Here is a 24,286-nt window from a genome sequence, read left to right as displayed (position 1 = left end):
CTGCAGCGCCGGCGCGCCCGGGGCGAGGACGAGCAGGCGGGCCGGCGCGCCGCTCAGCAGACCACGGGCGGTGACCACGACGGGACGGCCCGCGGCGTCCTCGAGCCGCACCGCGGGCGGGTCGCGGAACACGGTCGCGGGCACCGGGCGGGGCAGGGCGCCGGGCCAGGGACCCTCGCGCCGTGCGGGCTTCTCGCTGCGCCAGGGCACCAGGGCGACCTCCTCGGCCAGCAGCCTCCCCCCGACGAGGGCCGGGACCTGCACCGCCTCCTCCCCGGCCAGGCCCTGCGCGCGGGCGAGCGCACGGGAGGCCCGCTGCGCCGCCTCCCCGGCGCTGCCCCACAGCGCGGGCGCGTTCTCCCCCGCCGGGGCCAGCTGCAGAGGATGCAGCCCGATCCGGGTGATCGCCCCGGTCGCAGGACCGCCGAGTCGCGCCCGGGTGATCCATCCGTCGCACTGCCAGCGGATGCGGTCCACGACGTCGGCGACGGTCAGCGCCCCGTCGTGCCGCCAGGTGCGCTCCATCTCCTCGCCGCCCTCGGTGCGGGCCACGATCCGCAGCCTGGTGCACACCAGCCCTCGTTCGACCAGCATCGCGTGCAGCTGCTCGGCGAGCGGACGCGCGATGAAGGCCGCCTGGTCGGTGCGCACCAGCGGGGTCTCCAGCGTCGTCTCGGCCAGCAGCGGCTGGGTGGGATGGTGCGCGGCGGGCGGGGCGGGCTCCTGCCCGCGCGCGAGCAGGTGCAGCGTCGCCACATCCGGGCCGAAGCGGTCGGCGACGGCGGCCGAGGGCAGCGCGGCGAGATCCCCGAGGGTCGTGATCCCGAGCCGCTGCAGCAGGTCGACCGTCTCGGCGAGGTCGAGGCGTCGTTCGGGGCGGGCGGCCGAGGGCTGACCGCGATGGCCCCAGCCGGGGCCGACGGGGGCGCTGCGCAGGGCCTGGATCGGGTGCGGGGCGAGGTAGTCGGCGCTGCGGCCCTCGTGCACGATCCGGCCCGGCCAGGAGGCGAGCAGTGCGGCGAAGGGGCCGTCGGCGATTCCAACGGTGCAGTCCCAGCCGGTGAGGTCGGCGACCGCGTCGAGGATCCGCTCGGCGAGGCGCTCCTCCCCGCCCTGGTGGCGGGCCGGCCCTCGGGCGGACATCAGCAGCACCCCGGGGCGCAGCACGTCCACCCCGGCCGCGATCGTGTCCACCGCGGCGGCGACCAGCTCGAACAGCGCGGTCTCCTGCTCGCGGTCGGCCTCCAGCACGAGCGCCTCGGGACAGGCGGCCCGGGCGGCGCGGCGCGTCATCCCCGGGCGCACCCCGGCCTCGAGGGCGGCGGCGCCGGCATGGGTGACGCGGTGCTGGTCGAGCAGGATCACCGGGACGGCGGCGAGATCGAGCGGGACCGGCGCGGGGGCGTCCTCCTTCCCTGCGGCGGCCTCGAGGCGTCGCTGGTGGCGGTCCAGCGCGGCCAGCAGCGGCCAGTCCGGGACGGTCACGGCGACGGTGCGGGTCGCCCGGGCGATGGCGGCGTCGACAGCAGCGGGGCCGGCCGCGGCGGGGGCGTGGAGGTCGGCAGGGGCGTGCACGCTCATCACCCGGCCCTCCGCGCGCTCGGCAGGAGCTGCATCGCCGGACGCCGCTCCGCGACCGCCGGACGGGCCGCAGCCCCCGCCGCCGCACCGGCGGGAGCCGCTGCGAGCATCCCGTCCACCTGCGGCAGCAGCACCTCGGCCGACCGGTGACCGGCGATGCCGCGGCCCTCGGCGATGATCTCGAGACGGCGCCGACGCAGTCGTCCCGAGCCCTGGCCGAGGCCTGACCATCCCCGAGCGGTGGAGCGCAGCGTGAGGTCGGCGCGGCCGGGCGGGGCGGCGGCGAGGACGAGGGTGTCGGCGGTGCGGGCACGGCCCAGCAGGCTGCGCCAGAGCGCCGGGGCGAGGTCCAGGTCGGGGCCGAGCACGAGCACGCCCACCCCGTCGGCGAGAGCGGAGAGCACCTGGGGACGCTGCTCGCCGTCCGCCGGGGCGAGGACGAGGCGGCAGGGATCCAGGCCCGCGTCCATCGCGGAGCGCAACCCCAGATCGGGCATCCCGGCGATCGCGCACCAGGAGTCCTCCCCCGCCGCGGCGACCGCGAGGGACAGCAGCAGCGAGGTGCTCGCGGCGCCCTCGAGCGCCACGGAGCTGCCGGCGCGCAGGCTCCCGCGCGGGAACAGCGTCCGGAGCGGCCCCGGGACCGGCAGGCGGGCGCCGAGCCCGTCGTCCTCGGCCTCGGAGACGGGGCGCGCCGAGGGCTGCAGGGCGGTGCGGTCGATTCGCCCGCCCCAGCGGGCGGCGGAGCGCTCGGCCGCCCCGAGCGCGGCCCGGGCCCGGGACAGCCGCTCCTCGCGGTCCTCGATCTGCAGGGTGGTGCCCATCGCGCTCCTCCTTCCGGCCCTCGCCGTTCCTTCGCACTCGCGTTCGAACAGGGGTTCGAACTGTACGCCTCGGCGGGGTGGGGCTCAAGGCGCCCAGGTCGTGACATCGAACGTGCATACGAAGGTTCGGGGAGAGGTGTGACAGACGAGGGGCGAGCGGAACGGGCGGGGTCGCGGGCTGGGTCTCGCGCGACGCATCCCCTCCGCGCCGACCCCGTCGTCGCGCCCGGGGTGCGCGACAGCACCCGGAGCGATGGGTGCTCCGAGGCGACGAGCGCGGGGGCGGACAGAGGTGTCCGGCAAGAAGCGCGCGTACGTGATGTACATGATGTACGTGGAAAAACAAATACATACACCTGTCCCTCGGGGCGGCAGGGCAGGCAGAGCAGGGTGGAGTGGGAGGCGCTCCGTCCGTCGTCGGACCTCCCCTCCTCCCCCGCCGCTCCTCTGCGATCATGAGACGGACCGCACATCGAGGGAGAGGACTGGGATGCGAGCGCTGGTGCTGCACGAGAAGAACCGGATGTCGATCGAGGAGGTCGAGGCGCCCGGCGCACCCGGCCCCGGTCAGGTGAGGATCGCGATGCACACCGTCGGCATCTGTGCCTCGGACGTGCACTACTGGACCGACGGGAAGATCGGCCCGTTCGTGGTCGAGGCGCCGATGATCCTCGGCCACGAGGGTGCCGGCACCGTGCTCGAGGTCGGCGAGGGCGTCACGGGCCTCGCCGTCGGAGACCGCGTGGTCATGGAGCCGGGCGTCCCGGACCCCACCTCCCGCGCGGTCAAGGAGGGCAACTACAACGTCGACCCCGGCGTCGAGTTCTGGGCGACCCCGCCCGTCCACGGCTGCCTCGCCGACGAGGTGCTCCACCCCGCCGCCTACACGTACAGGCTCCCGGAGTCGATGAGCTTCGCCGAGGGTGCGCTGATCGAGCCCTTCGCGGTCGGCATGTTCGCCGCGACCAAGGCCGAGATCTCCCCCGGAGACGTCGCCGCCGTGGTCGGCGCCGGCACGATCGGGATCATGACCGCGCTCGCCGCGCTCGCCGGCGGCGCGAGCCGCGTGTTCATCTCCGACGTGCTGCCGGAGAAGCTCGCGCTGCTGGACGGGATCGACGGCCTCACCACGGTCGACGCGACCGCGCAGAGCCTGGGCGAGGTCGTCCGCGAGGCGACCGGCGGCTGGGGCCCGCAGGTCGTCTTCGAGGCCACCGGTGCCGCACCCGCATACCAGGACCTGTGGGCGCTGCCCGCACCGGGCGGGCGGATCGTCCTGGTGGGCATGCCGGTGGACCCGGTGCCCTTCGACATCGCCACCGCACAGAGCCGGGGCGTCTCGCTCGAGACCGTGTTCCGCTACGCGAACGTGCACCAGAAGGCGATCGACCTCGCCGCGAGCGACGCCGTCGACCTCTCCCCCTTCGTCTCGGAGACCTTCGCCTTCGACGACTCGGTCCAGGCGTTCGAGCGCTTCCTCGAGGGCCGGCCGACGGACGTGAAGATCCAGATCGCGCTGTAAGGACGGGGCGGCGCTCAGGAGGTCCACCAGGTCCGTCCTGCGCGCACCCCTGACGGCGCCACGTGCGCCAGCCGCCCTACGATGGCGCCATGCAGAACCGCCTGGCGCTCATCACCGGAGGGCCGTGAGGGATCGGGAGGGCCACGTCGCTCAGACTCGCCCAGGACGGGCGGGACCTGGTCCTCGGGTACGTCCGCGACGAGCCCGCGGCCGCTACCACCAGGTCGGAGGCGGAGGCTCTGGGGGTGACGTGCTCGACGGTCCGCGCTGACCTCACGACGGACTCGGGGATCGACGAGCTGTTCGACGCCGCGACGTCTCGGGCGGGACGGATCGATGCCGTGGTGAACAACGCGGGCGCGACCTTCCGCATCTCCTCTCTCGCCGAGACGCCCCCGCCGACATGCCGACGCAGGAGAACCTGGAAGGCCCGAGAGGATCGCGTGCATGCATCCGATGGGCCGGGTAGGTCGGCCCGAGGAGTCTGAGTCCGGAGCCGGCACGATCGATCCCCGGACGCGGAGCGGGGTCGTCGGCGATGAGCCGGCCGCCGCCTGGGACGGGCGGCTGCCGAACACGATCAGCCTGCTCGCGCGTCGCAGCTGAGGGGTGCCCTGGCAGTTCCTCCCGGCGAGGACGGCGGCGGCATAGCGTGCCGGGAGCTCTACCTCCGAACGATGAAGGATCTCCATTCCCTCCGACGCCCCGCGGCGCCCCGTCGCCTCCCGCCTGCTCGTGCCGTCGGCGGCGCTGCTGTGGGGGCTGCACTCCTCGCTGCTGAGCCCCGCGCTCGCCCTGATCCTCGCCACGCTCTACGACGCCTCCACCGCCGACATCGGCTGGTCGCTGGCGATCTACAACGCCGGCGGCTTCATCGCCTCGATCGTGCTGCCCGCCTGGGCGGACCGGCGCCGCACGTACCTGCCGATGCTGATGGCCGCCGCGGTGCTGACGATCGCGCTGGCCGCAGCGCTCGCCGCGGTGAGCACGCTGCCGCTCGCGACGGTGGCGCTGGTGGTCCTCGGCGGCCCGGCGGGGCTCGGCACCACGATGCTGTTCGCCCATCTGCGGGACGTCGGCGCGGCCACCTCCACGATCGTCGACACCCGCGCGATCATCTCCGCGGCCTGGATGGGCGGGCCGCCGCTCGCGACCGCGATCATCGGCTCGGCCGGGGCACGCGGCATCCTGCTGGCACTGGTGGTGATCGCGGTGGTGAACATCGTGACGACCGCGGTGATGATGCGGCAGCACCGCTCCGTCGCCGCGGAGGCGCCCGAGCCGGCCCGCTCCCCGCACGCGCTGCCGCCCGGCAGCCGCACCCCGACCGTGGTGATCATCGGTGCGTTCGTACTGTTCCAGGCCACGAATGCGACGGCGATGACGTTCATGGCGCTGTACGTCACCGAGACGGTGGGTCTCGGCGTCATGTGGGCGGGGATCGTGCTCGGCGTCGCCGCCGCTCTCGAGGTGCCGGCGCTGATGATCATCGGCCGGCTCGGCGACCGCATCTCGCACCTGACCCTGGTCGCGGTGGGCGCCGTGCTCTCGGCCGTCTACTACGCCGGGCTGGTGCTGGTCACCGAGCCGGTGCTGCTGCTCGTGCTGCAGATCCCGAACGCGCTCGGCTTCGCGGCGATCTCCGGGATCGGGCTCACGCTGTTCCAGGACCTGATCCCGGGGGCGGGGATGTCCACGGGGCTGTTCATGAACGCGAGGCGCGTCGGCGCGATCCTGTCCGGGCCGATCATCGCCGCCGGGGCGCTGCCGTTGCTGGGACAGCGCGGCATCTTCGCGATCTGCGCGGTGCTGACCGTGATCGGGCTCGTCATGATCCCACTGGCGAAGCGACTCGCGGCCCGGCCCGCGGAGACGGCGCGAGCCTGAGCCACGTGAGCCGGGACGGCTGATTCAGGAGCGCGATCGCCACGCGTCCGGTCCCTGTTCGGCGGGCCTTGCTAGGCCTCGGCGATGCGCTCAGCCGGCGGGGTCTGGAAGACGCCGAGGCCGAGGGCCGGCATCGTCACACCGTTGTTCAGGGTGAACGAGGGGTTCGGTGCGGTGAGATCGATCGTCATGCGACCACGCTAGGAGCAGCGGCGACGGGACGGGAGGAACTGGCAGTTCCCCCTTCGGAGATCGTGCTGCTCTCAGTGACTCGGGGTGGAGGTCACGACACGTCGGCACTGCGGAGGTCCGGATCGGCCGAGGGATGGAGTGCTATACTGAGTGCACTACATCCCCCACGCCTCTCGACGATGCGCACTTGGGGGATTTTCTTTGCCAGCAGCAAGGACTCGACATGGATCGCTACGCCCCGAATCGTCATTCGCCGCGTTCACGGGGCGCGCTCGTCTACGACAAGCCGCCACTCACCCTCGACGAGCTCATCGAACGGCTGTCCGAACGTGGACTGGTCATCCCTGAACCCGAGCGGACGGCACGGTATCTGCGGCACATCGGGTACTACCGCTTTTCGCCGTACAACATTCCGTTCCAGCACGGCCATTCCGACCATCTGTTCCGCGAGGGAACCGAGTTCGACGATGTGCTGGATCTTTATGTCTTCGATCGTGCACTGCGGCTCCTGGTCCTCGATGCGCTAGAGCGGGTCGAGGTAGCCGTCCGGGCTGCACTCACCGATCACATGGCGACCTCGAGTGAGAACTCCCATTGGTATATGGACGCTTCTCATTTCCGCGATCAACGCAGGCACGACGGGCTCCTCAGAATCGTCAAAGACAGCTGCGACGAGCGGCTTCGGGGGACGCCCGACGCCGGTGAGGATTCTCTGGTGCACCGGTCGGCTCTCGAGCATTACCTCACGACGTACAGCGCTCCCGAGCTGCCTCCGTCCTGGCTGATGGTCGAGACCCTCACCATCGGACAGCTCGCGAGCACGTACCGCAATCTGAAGCGTCCTGCTGATCGGACTGCGATCGCCAAGAGCATCGGACTCACCGCCCCGGTCCTGGAGTCATGGCTACGGACCTACGTCCGGGTCAGGAACATCTGCGCGCATCACGGACGGCTGTGGAACGTCGGGCTCGGAGTCTATCCCGCTATTCCCACCTCGCCGTCGATCCCGTGGTTGACAGGAGCGAATGCTCTCCCCGAGCGTTCGAGAAAGCGCCTCTACCCCGTTCTCGTGTCGCTCCAAGCAGTGCTCGAGACCGTCTCTCCCCGTAGCAGCTGGGCGCGCCGCCTGCACGAGCTGATCAGCGCTCGGCCCCGGATGAACCTCATTGGAATGGGGATCCCCGAAGACTGGGCGGACGACGGATTTTGGGCCAAGCATCTGGCCCCGTGAGCACTCTCAGGGTGCCCGGCAACTGACGAGTCTCACCCCTGCGCGAGCATCGCCCGTCGCTGCCAGAACACGACGGCGCTGGCCGCGGCGACGTTGAGGGAGTCCACTCCCCCGGCCATCGGGATCACCACGTGCTCGTCGACCGTGCGGAGCGTCGCGGGCTTCAGGCCGTGGCCCTCGGCGCCGAGCACGAGGGCGACCTTCCGCTCCTGGCCGAGGTCCACCTCGTCCAGCGGCACCGCCCCGTCGGTGAGCGCCAGGGCGAGCACGTCGAAGCCGGCCTCGTGCAGCCCCTCGATGCCCGCGGCGGGCCAGGAGGTCAGCCGGGTCCACGGCACCTGGAAGACGGTGCCCATCGAGACGCGGATCGAGCGGCGGTACAGCGGGTCCGCGCACTGCGGGGTCACCAGCACCGCGTCCACGCCGAGCGCCGCGGCGGAGCGGAACATCGCCCCGACGTTCGTATGGTCGACGATGTCCTCGAGCACGGCGACTGTCCGCGCCCCCTCCAGCAGCTCGGCCACACCGGGCAGCTCGGGGCGCTGCATGGCCGCGAGCGCGCCGCGGTGGAGGTGGAAGCCGGTGAGCTGCTCGAGCAGCGCCTCCTTCCCCACGAACACGGGCACCTCGGGGAAGCGCTCGTACAGCGGCGCGAACTTCGAAAGCCACTTCTCGCTCATCAGGAACGAGCGCGGGGCCATGCCCGCATCCATCGCACGGGAGATGACCTCGAAGCTCTCGGCCATGAACAGGCCCCGCTCCACCTCGACGCGGGAGCGGAGCTTCACGTCCGTCATGCGCAGGTAGTCGTCGAGCGCCGGGTCCCCGAGCTCGGTGATCCGGCGCAGCTGCGCCTCGCTCATGCGCTCAGTCCAGGGAGAGGGAGCGGGCGGTGAAGCGCTCGCCGCGCTGCTCCACCACGAGCGGCAGCCCGAACGTCCTCGTCAGGTTCTGGGAGGTGAGGCTCTCGGCGATGGGGCCGGCGGCGACCAGCCCGCCGTCGCGCAGCAGCGCGACATGGGTGTAGCCCGGCGGGATCTCCTCGACGTGGTGGGTGACCAGCACCGTCACCGGGGTCGCGGGGTCCTTCGCGAGCCGGCCCAGGGTGCGCACGAGCGCCTCGCGGCCGCCGAGGTCCAGGCCCGCCGCGGGCTCGTCCAGCAGCAGCAGCTCCGGATCGGTCATCAGGGCACGGGCGGCGAGGACGCGCTTGCGCTCGCCGGTGGAGAGGGTGCCGAAGTGACGGTCCGCGAGGCCGCCGACGCCGAAGGCGGCCAGCAGGGTGCGGGCGCGCTCGAGGTCGACCTCGTCGTAGCTCTCCCGCCACCGGCCGACGACGCCGTACCCGGCGGTGACCACGACGTTCTCGGCGGTCTCGTCGGCCGGGATCGTGTCGGCGAGCTCCTGGCTCGCCAGGCCCAGCAGGGGGCGCAGCTCGAAGATGTCCACGCGCCCCAGCTGCTCGCCGAGGATCTCGACGGTGCCGGAGGTGGGGTGCAGCCGTGCCGAGAGCAGGCGCACGAGGGTGGACTTGCCGGCGCCGTTGGGGCCGAGCACCGCCCAGCGCTCCCCCTCCCCGATCCGGAGGGTCACCTCGTCGAGGATGGTCTTCCCGCTGCGGGTGACGGTGACATCGGTCAGGGTGGCTGCTGCGACGGACATGGCCCCGAGCCTATCGCCTGGGCGCCCTGGTCCGTGGTCGGCCCACCGGGCGCGTCGGCCCCTGCCTAGACTGGCCCGGTCCGACCCCGACCTGCTGGAGGTCCCTGTGGCGCACCGTCCCGTCTCCCTGCTCGCACCGCGCGGCTCGGTCGCCGCCGACGACCTCCGTGAGGGCATCGACGTGCTCCTGGCTGACCACGACGGCGACGTGCCGCTCGAGTTCCCCGCCGAGGTGCTCGCCGCCGCCGAGGAGGCCGCGGGCCGTGACGCCGCGGCAGGCGGTGCGGAGCGACGCGATCTGACGGACGTGCCGTTCGTGACCCTGGACCCGGCACGCTCCACGGACCTCGACCAGGCGATGCACCTGGAGCGCACCGCGGAGGGGTACCGGGTGCTGTACGCGATCGCGGACGTGCCCTTCTTCGTCGACCTCGACGGCGTGATCGACTACGAGGCGCGGCGGCGCGGGGAGACCCTCTACCTCCCGGACCGTCGCATCCCGCTGCATCCCGAGGTGCTCTCCGAGGGCGTCGCCTCCCTGCTGCCGGAGCAGACCGCGCCCGCCTTCGTGTGGGAGCTGACGCTGGACGAGCGCGGCGAGGTGGTCGGGATCGGGCTCGAGCGGGCGCTGGTCCGCTCGGTCGCGAAGCTCGGCTACGACCGGGTGCAGCAGGAGCTCGACGCCGGGCGGGGCCATCCGATGATGGTGCTGCTGCAGGAGATCGGTGACCTCCGCACCGCGCTCGAGGCCGAGCGCGGCGGGGCGAGCCTGAACGTGCCCGAGCAGGAGGTGGTGGCCGAGGAGGACCACGTGCGGCTGACCTGGCGGAGCATGAACCCGATCGAGGACGCGAACGCGCAGCTCTCGCTGATGACCGGCATGGCCGCGGCGAGCCTGATGCTCGAGCACGGCGCGGGCATCCTGCGCACCATGCCGTCGGCGGAGCAGCGCGCCGTGGACCGGTTCCGCCGCCAGAGCCAGGTGCTCGGCGTGCCCTGGCGCGAGGGCGTGGAGTACGGGGAGTTCCTGCGCTCCCTGGACTGGCGCGAACCGACCCATCTCGCGCTGCTGAACCTCGCCACCTCCCTGTTCCGGGGCGCCTCCTACGCGGCGTTCACCCGTCCCGAGGAGGTGCCCGAGGACCCGGTGCAGGCCGCGATCGCCGCGCCCTACGCCCACACCACCGCGCCGCTGCGCCGCCTGGTGGACCGCTTCGTGCTGCTGGTCTGCCTGGACCATGCACAGGGCCGCAGCCCCTCGCAGGAGCTGCTCGCCGCCCTCGGCGAGATCCCCGAGGCGATGCAGTCCACCGGCGCGCAGGCCGGGAGCCTCGAGCGGGCCGCCCGCGAGTTGGTGGAGACCGCCGCCCTCGTCGCCTGGCAGGGCGAGACCTTCGACGCGACGGTGATCGAGCGGCGCGAGGCGAGCGAGGGCAACGGCAACGGCTCTGGCGCTCCGCTGCGCGTCGAGGTGCAGCTGACCGATCCGCCGGTGACCGCCTGGGTGCCGATGGACGCGGAGGTCGGGACCGTGGTGCGGGTGCGGCTGGAGACGGTGGACGTCCCCGCGCGGCGGGCGGTCTTCGTCGCGGCCGAGGGGGCGAGCGCGGCCGACGACGGGGCGCCCGGCGGCGCGGACGGAGCAGGCTCGTGAGCGAGGCGGCTGCCGGGCGTGATCTCGTCGCCCTCCCCCGGGCGGCGGTGCTGATGCTGTGGACCGCCGCCTACCTGCGCGGCGACCTCGGCCCCGACGACGCCGCCCGGATGAGCCACGGCGTGGGCCGCTCCGGACCTTCCGGCGAGGGCACGGACCTGTTCGAGTGGATGACGGCGCTGCGCCGTCTGCCGCTCGCCCAGCTGCGTCTGGTGCTGCCCGCCCCCGGCCGGCTCGCGGGGCTCGTCGGCCCGCCTCCCGTGGTGCCGCTCGCCCTCGAGGCGGAGCAGGCGATCATCGTCACCGGCGCCGGGATCGCCGATCACACCCTCGTCCCGGTGCTGACCCCGGTCGAGGTCGAGGGACGCGAGGTCACGGCGGTGACCTGGGTGAAGGTCGAGGCGCCGCTCGGCGCACAGGTGCCGCCCGCAGCGACCTCGGGCAGCGCCCGCGAGGAGCTGCTGCGCGCGCTGCGCCGCACGGCCGAGGGGAGCGTCGACCTGGACCTGGTGCCCGAGGAGCCGGTCGAGGCCGCCCGCATCCCGCCCACCTGGATCTCCACCGCCCTGCCGCGCCACGTCGACGGGGCGGCCGCGCACCTGCTGGTCCTGGCCTCCCGCACCCTGCTGCTGACCCGCTCCGAGATCGAGGAGGGCCACGGCCACACGATCGACCTCTCGGAGGCGCTCGCACGGCGGGGCCTGCTCGACGAGCTGCACGAGGCGGCGCGCGCGGCGCTGGTCGAGGCGATCGAGCGGATCGTGCTGGACGAGCTCGGCTGAGCTCGCCCGTCCCGGCGCGAGCCGGGACGGCCGACGGTCAGTCGGTCAGCGGGACTGCTCGATGACCGTGCGGTAGACCTCAAGGGTGCGCTCCGCGATCGAGGTCCAGGAGAAGTGCTCAGCGGCACGACGGCGCGAGGCCTCGCCCATCTCCTTCGCCCGTGCCGGGTCCGAGACCATCCGCACCAGCGCGTCGCGGGTGTCGGCGATGAACCTCTCCGGGTCCACGGGGGTGCCGGTGCCGTCGCTGAGCTGCTCGAGCTGGACCAGGTAGCCGGTCTCCCCGTCGGCGACGACCTCGGGGATCCCGCCGGTCGCGGAGGCGACCACGGGGGTGCCGCAGGCCATGGCCTCGAGGTTCACGATGCCGAGCGGCTCGTAGATGCTCGGGCACGCGAAGGTGGTCGCGTGGGTGAGGATCTGGGTCAGCTCGTGTCGCGGCAGCATCTCGGTGATCAGGTGCACGTTGCCGCGGGTGGTGGACAGCTCCCTGACGAGGCCGTCGACCTCCTGTGCGATCTCCGGGGTGTCCGGGGCGCCGGCGCACAGCACCACCTGGTAGTCCTCGGGCAGCTCGCGCACCGCCCGCAGGAAGTAGGGCAGGCCCTTCTGGCGGGTGATCCGACCGACGAACACGATCGTCGGCGCCTCGGGGTCGATGCCGCGGGAGGTCAGCGCCGAGGTGTCCTGGTTCGGGGCCCAGGAGTCGATGTCGATGCCGTTGTGGACCACGTGCACCTTCGCCGGGTCGACCGAGGGGTAGGCGCGCAGGATGTCCTCCCGCATCCCGGCGGAGACCGCGATGACCCCGGCGGCGCCCTCGTAGGCGGTGCGCTCGGCGAAGGAGGAGACGCGATAGCCGCCGCCGAGCTGCTCCGCCTTCCACGGGCGCAGCGGCTCGAGGGAGTGGGCCGAGAGCACGTGCGGGATCCCGTGCAGCAGCGAGGCGACGTGCCCGGCGAAGTTCGCGTACCAGGTGTGGGAATGGACCAGGTCCGCGCCGCCGCAGTCCGCGGCGATCAGCAGGTCGGTGCCGAGGGTGGACAGGGCGGCGTTGGCCCCCTCGAGCTCCGCGGGGGTGCTGTAGGAGCTGGTGCCCTCCTCCTCCCGCTCGGCGCCGAAGGCTCGCACCCGCACGTCGATGTGCGGGCGCAGCACCTTGGTGAGCTCGGCGACGTGCACCCCGGCACCGCCGTAGACCTCCGGGGGGTACTCCTTGGTGAGCAGATCGACGCGCATGGGGCTCCTTCTCCTTCGTGCCACGGCGCGGGGCGCACGACGCGGACCGGTTCGCCCGTTCCGCCCGGTGCGTCCACGCTCTCGGGGATGTGCGTGACGAGTGCCACGATTGGACTATCCTCGCACCATGTCGTCCCAGAAGGTCCTCGCCATCGTCCTCGCCGGCGGCGAGGGGAAGCGGCTGATGCCGCTGACCCTCGATCGGGCAAAGCCCGCAGTGCCGTTCGGCGGCATCTACCGCCTCATCGACTTCGCCCTGTCGAACATCGTCAACTCCGGCTATCTCAAGATCGTCGTGCTCACCCAGTACAAGTCGCACTCGCTGGACAAGCACATCGCCCAGACGTGGCGGATGAGCTCGCTGCTGGGCAACTACGTCGCGCCGGTCCCCGCGCAGCAGCGGATGGGCAAGCACTGGTTCCGCGGCAGCGCCGACGCAATCGCCCAGTCGCTGAACCTGATCCACGACGAGAAGCCGGAGTACGTGGTCGTCGTCGGCGCCGACAACATCTACCGCATGGACTTCTCGCAGATGCTGGACGCGCACATCGAGTCCGGCCGCTCCTGCACGGTCGCCGCGATCCGTCAGCCGAAAGAGCTGTCGGACCAGTTCGGCGTCATCGAGACCGATCCATCGGACCCCACCGCCATCAAGGCCTTCGTCGAGAAGCCGAAGGAGACCGAGGGCCTGGCCGACGACCCCTCCTCCGTCCTCGCCTCGATGGGCAACTACATCTTCACCGCCGACGCGCTGGTCGAGGCCGTCACCCGCGACGCCGAGGACGACTCCTCCAAGCACGACATGGGCGGCGACATCGTCCCCTCGTTCGTGGAGAAGGGCGACGCGACGGTCTACGACTTCATCCACAACGACGTGCCGGGCTCCACCGATCGCGACCGCGACTACTGGCGCGACGTCGGCACCCTGGACGCCTTCTACGACGCGCACATGGATCTGATCTCGATCCACCCCGTGTTCAATCTCTACAACGACAAGTGGCCCACCTTCACCGGGCACCGCAACGCGCCGCCGGCGAAGTTCGTCCACGCCGGCCCCGGCCGCGTCGGCTCCGCGGTGGACTCCGTCATCTCGCCCGGCGTGGTCGTCTCCGGCGCCTCGGTCTCCAGCTCCGTGCTCTCCCCCGGGGTGCGCGTGAACTCCTGGTCGACGGTCTCGGACTCCGTGCTGATGGACGGCGTCACAGTGGGTCGGCACTGCCAGATCCACCGCGCCATCATCGACAAGGACGTGATCGTCCCCCCGCGCACCCAGATCGGCCTGGACGCCGAGAAGGACCGGGCCCGCGGCTGGGTCGTCACCGACTCCGGCATCACCGTGATCGGCAAGGGCACGGTCATCGAGCCGTGAGCGCCGCAGTTCCCGGGACCATGACGACCTCCCTCGCGACGGGGCTGCTCGTCTCCGACGTCGACTCGACCTTCCTCACGCAGGAGGTGATCGAGCTCGTCGCCGATCACGCCGGCGTGCGGGCCGAGGTCGAGGAGATCACCACCGCGGCGATGCGCGGCGAGCTCGACTTCGCCGCGTCGCTGCGGGCGAGGGTGGCGCTGCTCAAGGGACTCGACGACTCGGTGCTCGCCGTGGTGCGCTCCTCTCTGGTGCCGACGCCCGGCGCGCTCGAGCTGGTGCGCCGCGCGAAGGCGGCCGGCTGGGCGACCGCGCTGGTCTCGGGCGGGTTCCACGAGGTCATCGATCCTCTCGCCGCCGAGGCGGGCATCGACCACGTGCGGGCGAACCGCTTCGAGATCGCGGAGGGCCGCCTCACCGGGAAGGTCTTCGGCCCGATCATCGACGGCGCCGCGAAGCGCGCCACCCTCGAGGAGCTCGCCGAGCGGCACGGCGTGCCGGTCGCGCGCATCGTGGCGATGGGTGACGGGGCGAACGACCGCGAGATGCTCGCCGCCGCCGGCACCGGCATCGCCTTCCGGGCGAAGCCCGCGCTGCGGGAGATGGCCGACGTGGTGCTGGACGGGGAGTCGCTGCTCGACGCCTGGCCGCACCTGGAGGCCGCGGCCTCCCGCTGAGCGGCTCCGCACAGCACAGCGCCCGCCCACCGCGACGGTGGGCGGGCGCTGTCGCGTCGGCCTCAGGGGCGGACGATGGTGTGCAGGGTGAGCGCGGCCTCGCCGAGGGCGTCCCAGTTCTCCAGGGAGCCGGAGAGCACGGACATGGAGCCGGTCGGCATGCCGATGCGGGCCTGCGCGGTCGCCCCGGCGTCGGAGTCGTCGTCGGCCAGCAGCGCGCTGAGCGAGGAGATGGTCGGCTCGTGCCCGATCACCAGGACCACCGCGTGCTCCGGAGCGACGCCCCGGACCAGCGAGAGCAGCTCCGAGGGGCCGCCGGAGTAGATCGCCTCGTGCGAGGTGACCTCGCCGTCGAAGTCCGGCATCTGCGAGCGGACGCCCTCCCAGGACTGCGCGGTGCGGGTGGAGTCCGAGACGAGCACCCGGGAGACCTCCACGTTCTGCGCGGCGAGGTACTCCCCCACCAGGCGGGCCTGGGACTGTCCGCGCTCGGCCAGCGCACGCTCGTGATCGGGCTGGCCGGAGCTGTTCTCCGCCTTGCCGTGGCGCATCAGGAGTAGCAGACGACTGGCGGGGTCGGAGGAGGACATCGGGGTGGGTTCACACCTTCACGGTCGGTCGGTTCAGGACGGGGATCAGTGTCCCATGCCCAGGCCGCCGTCGACGGGGATGACGGCGCCGGAGATGTACGCCGCATCGTCGCTCGCGACGAACGCCACGACGCGGGCCACCTCCTCCGGGTCCGCGAAGCGCCCGGCGGGGATCGCCTTGCGGTAGCTGTCCTGGAGGTCCTCGGAGAGCTGCTGGGTCATCTCGGTGTCGATGTAGCCGGGCGCGACCACGTTCGCGGTGATGCCGCGGGAGCCGAGCTCGCGGGTGAGCGCGCGGGCGATGCCGACGAGACCGGACTTCGAGGCCGCGTAGTTGACCTGCCCGGGCGAGCCGTACAGGCCCACCACGGAGCTGATCAGCACGATGCGGCCCTTCTTCTTGCGCACCATCGACTTGATCACGCGCTGCACCGTGCGGAATGCGCCGGTGAGGTTGGTGTCGAGCACCGTCTCGAAGGACTCGTCGCTCATCCGCAGCAGGAGCTGGTCGTCGGTGATGCCGGCGTTCGCGACCAGCACCTCGATCGGTCCGTTCTCGGCCTCGACGGCCTTGATCGCGGCGGTGAGGCTGTCGCCGTCGGTGACGTCGGCGGCGACGGTGAGCGCGCCCTCGGGGCCGCCGGCGCCGGAGCGGCTGGTGACCGCGACCTTGTCGCCGCGGCGGAGGAACTCCTCCGCGATCGACCGGCCGATGCCCCGGTTGCCTCCCGTGATCAGGACGCTGCGGGGCTCGGGGGTGCTCTCGGTCATGCGGACTCCTTCGTGTCAGGGGCGGCGGGAGCGGCGTGGAACCGGTGTGTCGGCACGCGGCGGGGACGCCGCCCGGTAGGGGTGTGTGCTCTACGATACGGGGCGAGAGAGTGTCGGGACCCGAGGGGGGACCCGGCCCCGCCCACAGCTCCGGAAGGTGCGCCACGATGGCCTATCGCTTCAATCCTCCGCCGAACTGGCCGATCGACGATCCGCAGTGGAGCCCGCCTCCCGGCTGGCAGCCGGATCCGTCGTGGGGCCCCGCGCCCGAGGGCTGGAACTTCTGGGTCAGCGCCGAGGACGCCCCGTCGGCCCCGTCGCCCGCGCCGGAGCAGGCTCCGGCCGAGCAGCCCGCTCCTGCGCAGGAGCCCGCGCCGGTCGAGGACGACGCGACGCGGCTGAGCGCCGGCGATGATGCGCAGACGCACGTGGCACAGCAGCCGGAGCAGCCCGTGACCACCGCGTCCGAGCCCGCGGCGGACGCTCAGGATCGCTCCGCCGGCCAGGATGCCCCTGCCGCGCAGGACGCGCATGCCACGCAGGGCTCCTCCGGCCAGTACGGCGCGATCAACCCCTACGGCGCCGCTCCCAGCGGTGCCGACGCCGCGCAGGTCGCACCGTCCGGCGAGCACGCCGACGACACCCGCGGGCGGCATGCGGCGGAGCCCGTCGACCAAGGGGAGCCCGCACCGGCGCCTGCTGGGGCCGATGCACCGCAGCAGTCCGCTCCCTCCGACGCCGAGGACGCGACGCACGTCGCGGGCACCGACCCCCGCACCGCCGGGACCGACCCCGAGGCCGGCGTCGACGCCGGCGGGGCCTCCGGGACTTCCGGCGCCTCGGAGACCGCCGAGTACGCGGGACCGGACCTCGGGGCGGGCCTCGCCCAGCAGGCCCCGTACGAGACCGCGGAGCCGGCACCGGGCACGGCCCAGGACGCCTCCACCCAGGGCACGGGCCACAGCGGTACGGGCTGGGGTGCGGCAGCCGCAGGCGGTGCCGCCGTCGGCGGTGCGGTGGCCGGCGGCGCGTACGCCGCCCAAGGTTCCTACGACGCCTCCCAGGGCTCCGCCGACGGCGGGGCGCCCTCCGCGCCCGACTACGGCCAGACCCACGGCCAGGGCGATTCCGCGTCCGGCTACGGCCAGGGACAGGGCTACGTCCAGGGCTCCGCCGACCAGGGCTACGGGCAGGCGCAGGCCGGCTACGGCCAGGCCTCGGCGGACCAGGGCTACGGCCAGGCCTCGCCCTCCGACTACGGCGCCCAGGGCTACGGTCAGGGCTCGCCCTCGCAGGGCTACGGCCCCGGCTCCCCCGCCCAGGGCTACGGCCAGGGCTCCCCCTCGACCGACTCCGGGGCAGCATGGACCGCGTCGACCGACGCAGAGCCGCCGAAGAAGGGCATCGTCCGGCGCTTCTGGTGGGTCGGCTGCATCCTCCTGATCATCATCGCGCTCGTCCTCGCGATCATCGGCGGCGTGTTCCTGCTGAACCGCGGCGGCGACGAGCCGACCGGCGGCGGCGACCCGACCACGTCCCAGGAGGAGACCACCGACGGCGGCGAGGAGACGACCCCCGAGGAGACCACCGACGACGAGGCGGAGGCGGCCGAGCCGACCCCGACCGACCTCGCCACCATCGACCCCTCCGCGAAGCCGGTCGAGATCGTGGGCACCGACGGCACCGGGACGCTCGCCGTGCACATGGCCTACACCCCTGCTGACAAGCTCCCGAGCGAGTACGGCGGCACCGTCGAGCCCGGCGAGCAGGGCGACTACCTCGTCCTCACCGCGAAGCTCACCGTCACCGAGGGCACCTTCGACGGACTGAACCCGCAGCAGTTCACCGTGATCACCCCCTACGGCGGCGGCATCACGCCGTCGAGCGAGACCTACGGGCTCAAGGGCTCCGGGGCCGGCTTCTACCCCGAGAACGGCTTCACGGCCGGCGACGAGTACACGATGACGATGCTGTTCGACGTCAAGCGCGCCGGCGACCTCAAGCTGGAGTTCGACTCCTACTCGGACACCTACTCCTGGGACGTCCCTGCGTGACCTCCGCACAGCGCTTCAACCCGCCGCCGAACTGGCCCGAACCCCCGCATGACGAGTGGGTCCCGCCGGCGGACTTCCGGCCCGGCCCCTCCTGGGGGCCGGTGCCGGCCGGGTGGAGGCTCTGGACGGGCGACCGATCCGCCCCGCAGGTCGCGGCGCCGCTGCAGGACTCCGAGGATGTCCCCGCCAGCGGTGCCCGCCCCCGGGCGCGGGTCGAGCAGTACCCGGTCTCCGTCCTCAACCCCGGGATGTGGACCGAGAACCATCTCCAGGACGAGGACTACGGCTTCCCGCCGGCACAGCCCCGCAGGGACCGGCCGCGGCTGCGGCTGGGGATGACGATCACGGTCACGGCCCTCGGCCTGCTGCTCACCGCCGCGACGGTGATCCTCTTCGTGCAGCTGGTGCAGTTCGGGATCGAGGACCTCACCGGCGTGCTCGGCGAGCAGGCGAGCCATCTGCACGGGGCCGGGCACGCGATGCCCGGTGAGCACGGGACGGGCGCCGCGGCACCTGATCGCGGATGACCGACCGTTCCGTCCGTCGCCGCATCCTGCTCTCCCGCGACACCCTCCTCGGCCTCGTGGTCGTGCTGCTGCTCGCCGCCGTCTGCGTGTCGCTCGGGCTGTGGCAGTACGGCCGCTTCGAGGACAAACGCGACCGCGCCGCGGTCATCGAGGAGAACTACGACGCCTCTCCTGTCCCCCTCGTCGAGGCGATGCCCGATCCTGCGGCTCCGCTCCCGGACGCGCAGGTGTGGACCCCGGTCGAGATGCAGGGCAGCTACTGCACCGAGCCCGGCTGTGTGCTCTACGTCCGCAACCGGCAGCTCGGCGGCGAGGTCGGCTTCTGGCAGCTGGTCCCCTTCCGCGGCGAGGACGGCACCACGCTGATGGTGGTGCGCGGCTGGGTGCCGGAGGACGCCGACGCCAGCTCCCCCGCCGATCCGGCGCCCGTCCCGGAGGGCACGCTCACGGTGACCGCCCGTCTGCGGACGGCGGAGCCGGTGCTGGACCGGGTCCCGCCGGAGGGCCAGGCCCATTCCGTCAACCCCACCCAGATCGCCTCCCAGCTCGGCCTGGACACGGACGCCGTGGTGATCGGCGCCTTCGGCGAGCTGGCGGAGGAGGAGCCGGCAGCGGACCGACCGCAACCGCTCCCGGCACCGGAGACGGGCCTCGGGCCACATCTGTCCTACGCCTTCCAGTGGTGGATCTTCGCGCTGTTCTTCCCGGGCGCCCTGATCTTCCGCCTGCGCCGCCAGTTCCAGGACCTCGCCGCGGAGGAGGCGGAGGACGCAGGAACGTCGCGCGGCGACGACGAGGACGGCGCGTCGGGCGCGATCGCTCCGACGGGCCCGCACGCCGCCACCGCCCCCGGGTCCCGGATCCCCGCGCGGTCCGGTGCACGGGTCACCGCAGACCATCGCCCCCGACGCGCCGTCCGCGCGCGTCGACGGGGTCAGGACGAGGAGGAAGAGGATGCCCTCATCGACCAGCAGCAGCCCTGAGCGGCCCGGAGAGCCCGCCTCGCGCTTCCTGCCCGGCCCGCGGCCGCGCCGCATCGCCCACCGGGGCCTCGCGCTCGAAGCGCCGGAGAACACCCTCGAGGCGTTCCGCGACGCCCTCGACGCCGGCGCGGACATGCTCGAGACCGATACCCGCGCCACCCGGGACGGGCTGGCCCTCGCCGTGCACGACGAGGACCTCGCCCGCATCGCGGGTGACCCCCGCCGCATCGACGAGCTCTCGGCGGGGGACGCCGGCGCCGTGCGGCTGCCCGGCGACCGTCCGCTCGCCATGCTGGAGGACGTGCTGGACGCCTTCCCGGACGTCCCGCTGAACATCGACGTGAAGAGCCCCTCCGCGATCGGTCCCGCCGTCGCCGCGATCGCCCGGACCCGCAGCGCCGACCGGGTGTGCCTGGCGAGCTTCGACGGCGCGGTGCTGCGCCGTGCGGTCGCCACGCTCCGCGCCGCGACCGGCGTCACGGCCGTGCGCAGCCCCTCCCGGGGCGTGATCGGCCGCTTCCTCGCCGCCCGAGCGCTCGAGGCTCCGCTCGCCGTCACCGATCGGCTGCTCGCCCCCTACGGCGCGCTGCAGGTGCCGGAGAGGGACAAGGGGATCCCGGTGGTGACCCGGGACACCGTCGCCGCCGCGCACCATGCCGGCTGCGAGGTGCACGTCTGGACCGTGGACGACCCCGTGACCATGCAGGATCTGCTGGTCAAGGGCGTGGATGGTATCATCACCAATCGCGTCGACCTGCTCTCCGAGCTCCTCGACGACGCCTGACCCGCGAGGGCCGTGCAGCTCCCGGGAAGAGATCCGGCCCCGCAGGCGTTGACACCTCCGAGTGTCGCCGCGCACGACACCGCACAGACCTTCCGGACGGCACACCGTCCGGCCCCGTACCCCGGCAGGAAGCGAGAACCGCATGAACAGCCGCAGCCTGCGAGGCACCCGACTGGGCTCCCTCTCCATGGAGACCGACGAGGGCGTCCTCGCCGCACCGCGCCAGGAGGCAATCTACGACTGCCCCAACGGCCACCACATCGTCCTCCCCTTCTCGGTCGAGGCAGACGTCCCGGCCGTGTGGGAGTGCCGCTGCGGCCAGACCGCGGTGCTGCGCGACCACGAGAAGCCCGAGGAGAAGCCGGGCAAGCCCGTGCGCACCCACTGGGACATGCTGCTCGAGCGCCGCAGCGAGGAGGACCTCCAGGTCCTGCTCGACCAGCGCCTCGAGCTGCTGCGCGCCGGCAAGCTCCACCAGCGCCGCAACCTCTGAGACCCGCAGCTCATGGGAAGAGCCCCCGCACCGCCGATCACGGCGGGGCGGGGGCTCTTCCTATAGGCGGTCTCGCAGCTCGGGTCACTCCGGCGAGGGCGGGTCCTGCACGATCATCGGCGGGACGGCGCCGTCCTCCCGCCGTCCGTCGGCCCCGCCGGTGCGGCGGTTCTCGACGATGATCTCGCCGTCGATCACGCCGCTGCCGGAGCGGCGGTAGAGCACGGTGCGGGCCTGCTCCGAGCCGCTGCCCAGCCCCATCGCGGAGACGGCGCGCTTCTGCACCGGGGTGAGCAGCAGCACGAGCGCGGCGAGGTCGGTGAGCAGGCCGGGGAAGAAGAACAGCAGCGCCGAGAGCATCGTGAAGGCGGGGCGCGAGAGGTGGTCCTGCACCTCGCCGCCGCCGCGCACGGCACGGAACAGGGAGCGCAGGCGCACGAAGGACTGCTGTCCGGCGGCGACCAGCAGCGCCACGCCCACGAGCCAGCCCACCACGACGATCAGCACGGACCACCACAGGCTCGTGTTCATGCCGATCAGCACCAGGATCGTGAGCTCGAGGAGGCCCACCACGACGATCGCGAGCGGGATCGCGCTCGCGCGTCGCGAGCGGCGGCGGTCGGCGGGGTCGGTCGGGCGCCCGGAGGCCCCCGGGGTGCTGTGGGGCGAGCTCGTCACGGCGGTTCCCTTCCTGTGCGAGGAGACGGCCAGGTTAGCGCAGGGCCTTGCGAAGGCCCTGGGCGCGACGTGCGAGTCCCCAGAGGGTCACCTTCACGAGCGCCTCGCGCACGATGCCGGAGGACATCTTGCTGGCCCCCTCGGTGCGCTCGTCGAAGTCGATCGGCACCTCGACGATCACGGCGCCGAGGTCGCGTGCACGGCGCGTCATGTCGACCTGGAAGCAGTAGCCCTGGGAGGCGATGTCCTCCTCCATCAGGCGCGAGAGCAGCCCGGCGCGGAAGACGCGGAACCCCGCGGTCGCGTCGGCGACCCCGAGACCCATCAGCACCGTGACGTACACGTTCGCGCCGCGGGAGAGGAGCCGCCGACGGACGGGCCAGTCGTGGACGGCGCCGCCGGGCACCCAGCGGGAGCCGATCGCGAGGTCGGCGCCGCGCCGCACGGCTTCCAGCAGGCCCGGCAGCTGCTCGGGCCGGTGCGAGGCGTCGGCGTCCATCTCCACGAGCTGCTCGTAGCCGCGCTCGAGACCCCAGGCGAAGCCCGCGAGATACGCCGGGCCGAGGCCCTGCTTCCCCGCCCGGTGCAGCACGTGCACGGCCGCATCGCGTCGGGAGACCTCCTCGGCCCACTCCCCCGTGCCGTCCGGGGAGGAGTCGTCCACCACGAGCACGTGCGCCTCCGGCACCGCGCGCCGCAGCCGCTCGAGAGTGCCGGGCAGCGCCTCCCGCTCGTCATAGGTGGGGATCACCACGAGGGTCGGCGGCAGAGGGGCGGTGGACGGGCGGGGCATCGGTCTCCTCGGAGGATCGGACGGCGCGGGCGGGACGGCGGGGACGCCCGAAGGATCAGCGACGGGCCGCAGGCCGGGCCAGGGCGCGCCGACGGGAGGTCAGCGCTCCGAGCAGCCCGGCGACGCCGAGGGCGGAGATCCCGATCGCGATCCACGGCCCGGCGGCCACGGCCGGGGTGGTCCCGGTGCGCAGCGGCACGTCGGCGACCATCGTGCCCTGCTCCCAGTGGTCCACGAAATCGATCTGTCGTCCCTCGGGGCTGTAGATCGCGGAATGGCCGACGGTCGAGACGTGCACGACGCTGCGCCCGGAGAGCACCGCCATCACCCGGGCCTGCGCGAGCTGCTGGATCGCCTCGTCCGAGTCGCCGAACAGCGCATTGTTCGACTGCACGACGATCACCTCGGCGCCGTCGTCGACCACGTCCTGCACGAGGCCCTCGTAGGCGATCTCGAAGCAGATCAGCAGCCCGGCGGTGCCCTCGCCCTGGCCGAGCTCGGCGAGGTCCATGGTGCCGATCTCCTCGCCGGCGATCATGTCCCGGGAGACGAGGTCGACCTTGTCGGAGAGCCGGCTGAACACGTCGCGCATCGGGATGTACTCGCCGAAGGGGACGGGGTGGCGCTTGGAGTAGGCGTAGGGGCTCTCGCCCTCCGGGGTGATCAGCACGGACTGGTTCAGCCGCTCCGACTCCCCCACGGGCACCTGGGTGCCGACCAGGACGGGGGCGTCCGCGTCCCGGGCGAGGGAGGTCAGCAGGGAAGAGAGGTAGGGGTCCTCGCGCGGGTCGTAGCCGGTGGAGTCCTCGGGCCAGACGACGAGGTCGAGGTCGGTGCCGTCGGCCGTGGCCTGATCGACCGCTGTGCGGGAGGCGGTGAGGTGGTTGTCGAAGACGTCGTCCGGCATGGTGTAGCTGACGGGGTCGATCTCTCCCATCGAGCCCTGCACGGCGGCGACCGTCATCGAGGGCCGTTCGGCCGGGGCGCGGTTGAGGGGGTGGGGCACGACGACGGTGGCGAGCACGGCGGCGACGGCGATCGCGAAGGGCCACACGCCGGAGAAGCCGGTCAGCCCGCGGTGGCGGCGCCCCAGGAGGGCGAGAGCGCCGAGCAGCAGCAGCTGGGCCAGCAGGGCGACCACGAGGGCCAGCCCGGCCATCCCGATCCACGGCGCGAGATGCACCAGCGGCGAGCCGGAGAGCGCGAAGCCGCTCGCGCCCCAGCTCAGCCCGCCCCACGGGGCGCTGCCCCTCAGCGTCTCGACGCCCACCCAGAGCGCGGAGACCACCAGCGCGGAGGAGACGCAGAGGCCGCGGCGCACCATCACCGCACGGGCGGCGAGGCCGAACAGCGCGATGTACAGCGCCTCGAAGACGCCCAGCGCCAGCCAGGGCGCGCTGCCGGCATAGGTGCTGGCCCATTCGGTCAGCGGGATGAAGAAGGCGAGCCCCCACAGCAGGGAGACGAGGCCGGCCAGCCAGGCCGAGCGCACCAACAGCCCGCCGCACAGCAGCGCGATCCCCACCGGCAGCAGCATCCACAGGTCGTAGGGCGGGAAGGCGAGCAGCGCGCAGATCCCGCCGAGGAGCCCGCAGCCGATCGCGACCGCCCAGGGCGTCGCCTCGTACTCCTCGCGCGGACGGCGGCCTCGCGGGCGCGCGCGCGAGGCGGCGGTTCGTGCGGCGGTGCTCACTCGACGTCCTCGCCGAGCGTGTCGTGGACGACGCGGCCGTCGACGACGGTGCGCAGGGCACGCGGGCTGCCCTGGTCCAGGTCGGGCAGCAGCGGGGTGCGGGAGCGGGGGTCGGTGGACCAGGTGTCGACCCGCTCGGCGAGGGAGCGGACGGTGAGGTCCCAGGGCTCCCACAGGACGAACGTGGCCGGCAGTCCGGTGCGCAGCGTGCCGGGATGGCGCCTCCCGGCGACCCGCTGGCCGCCGCGGCTCGCGGCGAGGAATGCGGCGCGGTCGCTGAGGCGCTGCGCGGCGGGGGCG

At 73.0% G+C, this 24,286-nt stretch carries 23 protein-coding genes and 2 pseudogenes; 13 read left to right on the top strand and 12 right to left on the bottom strand.

What is annotated here, in order from left to right; all coding sequences use genetic code 11:
• Nucleotides 1-1,581, bottom strand: a 1,581-nt coding sequence (locus tag HMPREF3159_RS16470) for a DNA polymerase Y family protein (RefSeq protein ID WP_070502285.1), incomplete at its 3' end; no start/stop codon positions are given.
• Complete coding sequence (locus HMPREF3159_RS16465) at nt 1,581-2,405, bottom strand: hypothetical protein (RefSeq protein ID WP_070502284.1); 825 nt, start codon at nt 2,403-2,405, stop codon at nt 1,581-1,583. The genes HMPREF3159_RS16470 and HMPREF3159_RS16465, both read right to left, overlap by 1 nt.
• A 490-nt stretch (nt 2,406-2,895) precedes the next feature.
• Here HMPREF3159_RS16465 and HMPREF3159_RS16460 point away from each other — a divergent pair, with 490 nt between their 5' ends.
• The 3 genes from HMPREF3159_RS16460 to HMPREF3159_RS16450 all read left to right on the top strand — a co-directional run bounded on the left by HMPREF3159_RS16460 (nt 2,896) and on the right by HMPREF3159_RS16450 (nt 5,814).
• Nucleotides 2,896-3,927 (top strand): NAD(P)-dependent alcohol dehydrogenase, encoded by a 1,032-nt coding sequence (locus HMPREF3159_RS16460; protein WP_070502283.1) that lies wholly within the window; start codon nt 2,896-2,898, stop codon nt 3,925-3,927.
• Nucleotides 3,928-4,058: 131 nt separating this feature from the next.
• Entirely contained in the window at nt 4,059-4,415 is a 357-nt protein-coding gene (locus HMPREF3159_RS18240; protein ID WP_083306001.1) for an SDR family oxidoreductase, read from the top strand.
• Nucleotides 4,416-4,662: 247 nt separating this feature from the next.
• Nucleotides 4,663-5,814, top strand: coding sequence for an MFS transporter (locus tag HMPREF3159_RS16450; RefSeq protein WP_246821662.1), 1,152 nt, complete (start codon nt 4,663-4,665; stop codon nt 5,812-5,814).
• 80 nt (nt 5,815-5,894) lie between these two features.
• Here HMPREF3159_RS16450 and HMPREF3159_RS18235 read toward each other — a convergent pair.
• Nucleotides 5,895-6,005: pseudogene (locus HMPREF3159_RS18235) on the bottom strand (aldo/keto reductase); the annotation flags it as partial.
• Nucleotides 6,006-6,229: 224 nt separating this feature from the next.
• On the opposite strand from HMPREF3159_RS18235, the gene HMPREF3159_RS16445 reads away from it, so the two are divergent.
• The gene (locus HMPREF3159_RS16445; protein WP_070502280.1) at nt 6,230-7,237 is read left to right on the top strand and encodes an Abi family protein; all 1,008 of its coding nucleotides are present in this window, start codon (nt 6,230-6,232) and stop codon (nt 7,235-7,237) included.
• A gap of 32 nt (nt 7,238-7,269) precedes the next feature.
• Here HMPREF3159_RS16445 and HMPREF3159_RS16440 read toward each other — a convergent pair whose 3' ends face one another.
• Both HMPREF3159_RS16440 and HMPREF3159_RS16435 read right to left on the bottom strand, forming a co-directional pair.
• Nucleotides 7,270-8,100: a TrmH family RNA methyltransferase gene (locus HMPREF3159_RS16440; RefSeq protein ID WP_070502279.1), complete on the bottom strand. Its 831-nt coding sequence runs from the start codon at nt 8,098-8,100 to the stop codon at nt 7,270-7,272.
• Nucleotides 8,101-8,104: 4 nt separating this feature from the next.
• Entirely contained in the window at nt 8,105-8,899 is a 795-nt protein-coding gene (locus HMPREF3159_RS16435) for an ABC transporter ATP-binding protein (protein ID WP_070502278.1), read from the bottom strand.
• Between the two features lie 106 nt (nt 8,900-9,005).
• Between HMPREF3159_RS16435 and HMPREF3159_RS16430 the strand changes: the two genes are divergently transcribed.
• A complete protein-coding gene (locus HMPREF3159_RS16430; RefSeq protein ID WP_070502277.1) occupies nt 9,006-10,553 on the top strand; it encodes an RNB domain-containing ribonuclease in 1,548 nt (515 codons plus the stop codon).
• Entirely contained in the window at nt 10,550-11,335 is a 786-nt protein-coding gene (locus HMPREF3159_RS16425; RefSeq protein ID WP_070502276.1) for a hypothetical protein, read from the top strand. The genes HMPREF3159_RS16430 and HMPREF3159_RS16425 overlap by 4 nt, the downstream gene beginning before the upstream one ends.
• Nucleotides 11,336-11,380: 45 nt before the next feature.
• Here the strand turns inward: HMPREF3159_RS16425 and glgA are convergent, their stop codons facing one another.
• Nucleotides 11,381-12,598, bottom strand: a complete 1,218-nt coding sequence (glgA, locus tag HMPREF3159_RS16420) for a glycogen synthase (RefSeq protein ID WP_371441719.1) — start codon at nt 12,596-12,598, stop codon at nt 11,381-11,383.
• A 103-nt stretch (nt 12,599-12,701) separates the two neighbouring features.
• Here glgA and glgC point away from each other — a divergent pair, with 103 nt between their 5' ends.
• Both glgC and serB read left to right on the top strand, forming a co-directional pair.
• Entirely contained in the window at nt 12,702-13,943 is a 1,242-nt protein-coding gene (gene glgC / locus HMPREF3159_RS16415; RefSeq protein ID WP_053915770.1) for a glucose-1-phosphate adenylyltransferase, read from the top strand.
• Between the two features lie 20 nt (nt 13,944-13,963).
• Nucleotides 13,964-14,620: a phosphoserine phosphatase SerB gene (serB, locus tag HMPREF3159_RS16410; RefSeq protein ID WP_070502274.1), complete on the top strand. Its 657-nt coding sequence runs from the start codon at nt 13,964-13,966 to the stop codon at nt 14,618-14,620.
• 62 nt (nt 14,621-14,682) lie between these two features.
• On the opposite strand, the gene HMPREF3159_RS16405 is transcribed toward serB, so the two are convergent.
• Together HMPREF3159_RS16405 and HMPREF3159_RS16400 are read right to left on the bottom strand one after the other, a co-directional pair.
• Entirely contained in the window at nt 14,683-15,210 is a 528-nt protein-coding gene (locus HMPREF3159_RS16405) for a SixA phosphatase family protein (protein ID WP_070502273.1), read from the bottom strand.
• 45 nt (nt 15,211-15,255) lie between these two features.
• Complete coding sequence (locus tag HMPREF3159_RS16400) at nt 15,256-15,981, bottom strand: beta-ketoacyl-ACP reductase (protein WP_070502272.1); 726 nt, start codon at nt 15,979-15,981, stop codon at nt 15,256-15,258.
• A 167-nt stretch (nt 15,982-16,148) separates the two neighbouring features.
• On the opposite strand from HMPREF3159_RS16400, the gene HMPREF3159_RS16395 reads away from it, so the two are divergent.
• The 5 genes from HMPREF3159_RS16395 (at nt 16,149) to HMPREF3159_RS16375 (ending at nt 20,822) form a co-directional block, all read left to right on the top strand.
• On the top strand, nt 16,149-18,035 hold the full coding sequence (locus HMPREF3159_RS16395; protein WP_070502271.1) for a hypothetical protein: 1,887 nt from the start codon (nt 16,149-16,151) through the stop codon (nt 18,033-18,035).
• Entirely contained in the window at nt 18,032-18,562 is a 531-nt protein-coding gene (locus HMPREF3159_RS16390; protein ID WP_070502270.1) for a hypothetical protein, read from the top strand. The genes HMPREF3159_RS16395 and HMPREF3159_RS16390 overlap by 4 nt, the downstream gene beginning before the upstream one ends.
• Nucleotides 18,559-19,545, top strand: a complete 987-nt coding sequence (locus HMPREF3159_RS16385; RefSeq protein ID WP_070502269.1) for an SURF1 family cytochrome oxidase biogenesis protein — start codon at nt 18,559-18,561, stop codon at nt 19,543-19,545. Before HMPREF3159_RS16390 ends, HMPREF3159_RS16385 begins: the two co-directional genes overlap by 4 nt.
• The gene (locus HMPREF3159_RS16380; RefSeq protein ID WP_070502268.1) at nt 19,517-20,329 is read left to right on the top strand and encodes a glycerophosphodiester phosphodiesterase family protein; all 813 of its coding nucleotides are present in this window, start codon (nt 19,517-19,519) and stop codon (nt 20,327-20,329) included. Before HMPREF3159_RS16385 ends, HMPREF3159_RS16380 begins: the two co-directional genes overlap by 29 nt.
• A 142-nt stretch (nt 20,330-20,471) precedes the next feature.
• Entirely contained in the window at nt 20,472-20,822 is a 351-nt protein-coding gene (locus HMPREF3159_RS16375; protein ID WP_010551569.1) for an RNA polymerase-binding protein RbpA, read from the top strand.
• 84 nt (nt 20,823-20,906) lie between these two features.
• Here the strand turns inward: HMPREF3159_RS16375 and HMPREF3159_RS16370 are convergent, their stop codons facing one another.
• The 4 genes and pseudogenes from HMPREF3159_RS16370 to HMPREF3159_RS16355 all read right to left on the bottom strand — a co-directional run.
• Complete coding sequence (locus HMPREF3159_RS16370; RefSeq protein WP_070502267.1) at nt 20,907-21,500, bottom strand: FxsA family protein; 594 nt, start codon at nt 21,498-21,500, stop codon at nt 20,907-20,909.
• 34 nt (nt 21,501-21,534) lie between these two features.
• On the bottom strand, nt 21,535-22,293 hold the full coding sequence (locus HMPREF3159_RS16365) for a polyprenol monophosphomannose synthase (RefSeq protein ID WP_070502266.1): 759 nt from the start codon (nt 22,291-22,293) through the stop codon (nt 21,535-21,537).
• 55 nt (nt 22,294-22,348) lie between these two features.
• A complete protein-coding gene (lnt, locus tag HMPREF3159_RS16360) occupies nt 22,349-23,986 on the bottom strand; it encodes an apolipoprotein N-acyltransferase (protein ID WP_070502265.1) in 1,638 nt (545 codons plus the stop codon).
• Nucleotides 23,983-24,286: pseudogene (locus tag HMPREF3159_RS16355) on the bottom strand (hypothetical protein); the annotation flags it as partial. The gene lnt and the pseudogene HMPREF3159_RS16355, both read right to left, overlap by 4 nt.

It is taken from the genome of Brachybacterium sp. HMSC06H03, assembly GCF_001807385.1.
GTDB classification, from domain to species: Bacteria; Actinomycetota; Actinomycetes; order Actinomycetales; family Dermabacteraceae; genus Brachybacterium; species Brachybacterium conglomeratum.
This window is presented reverse-complemented; position numbering and strand designations above follow the sequence as displayed.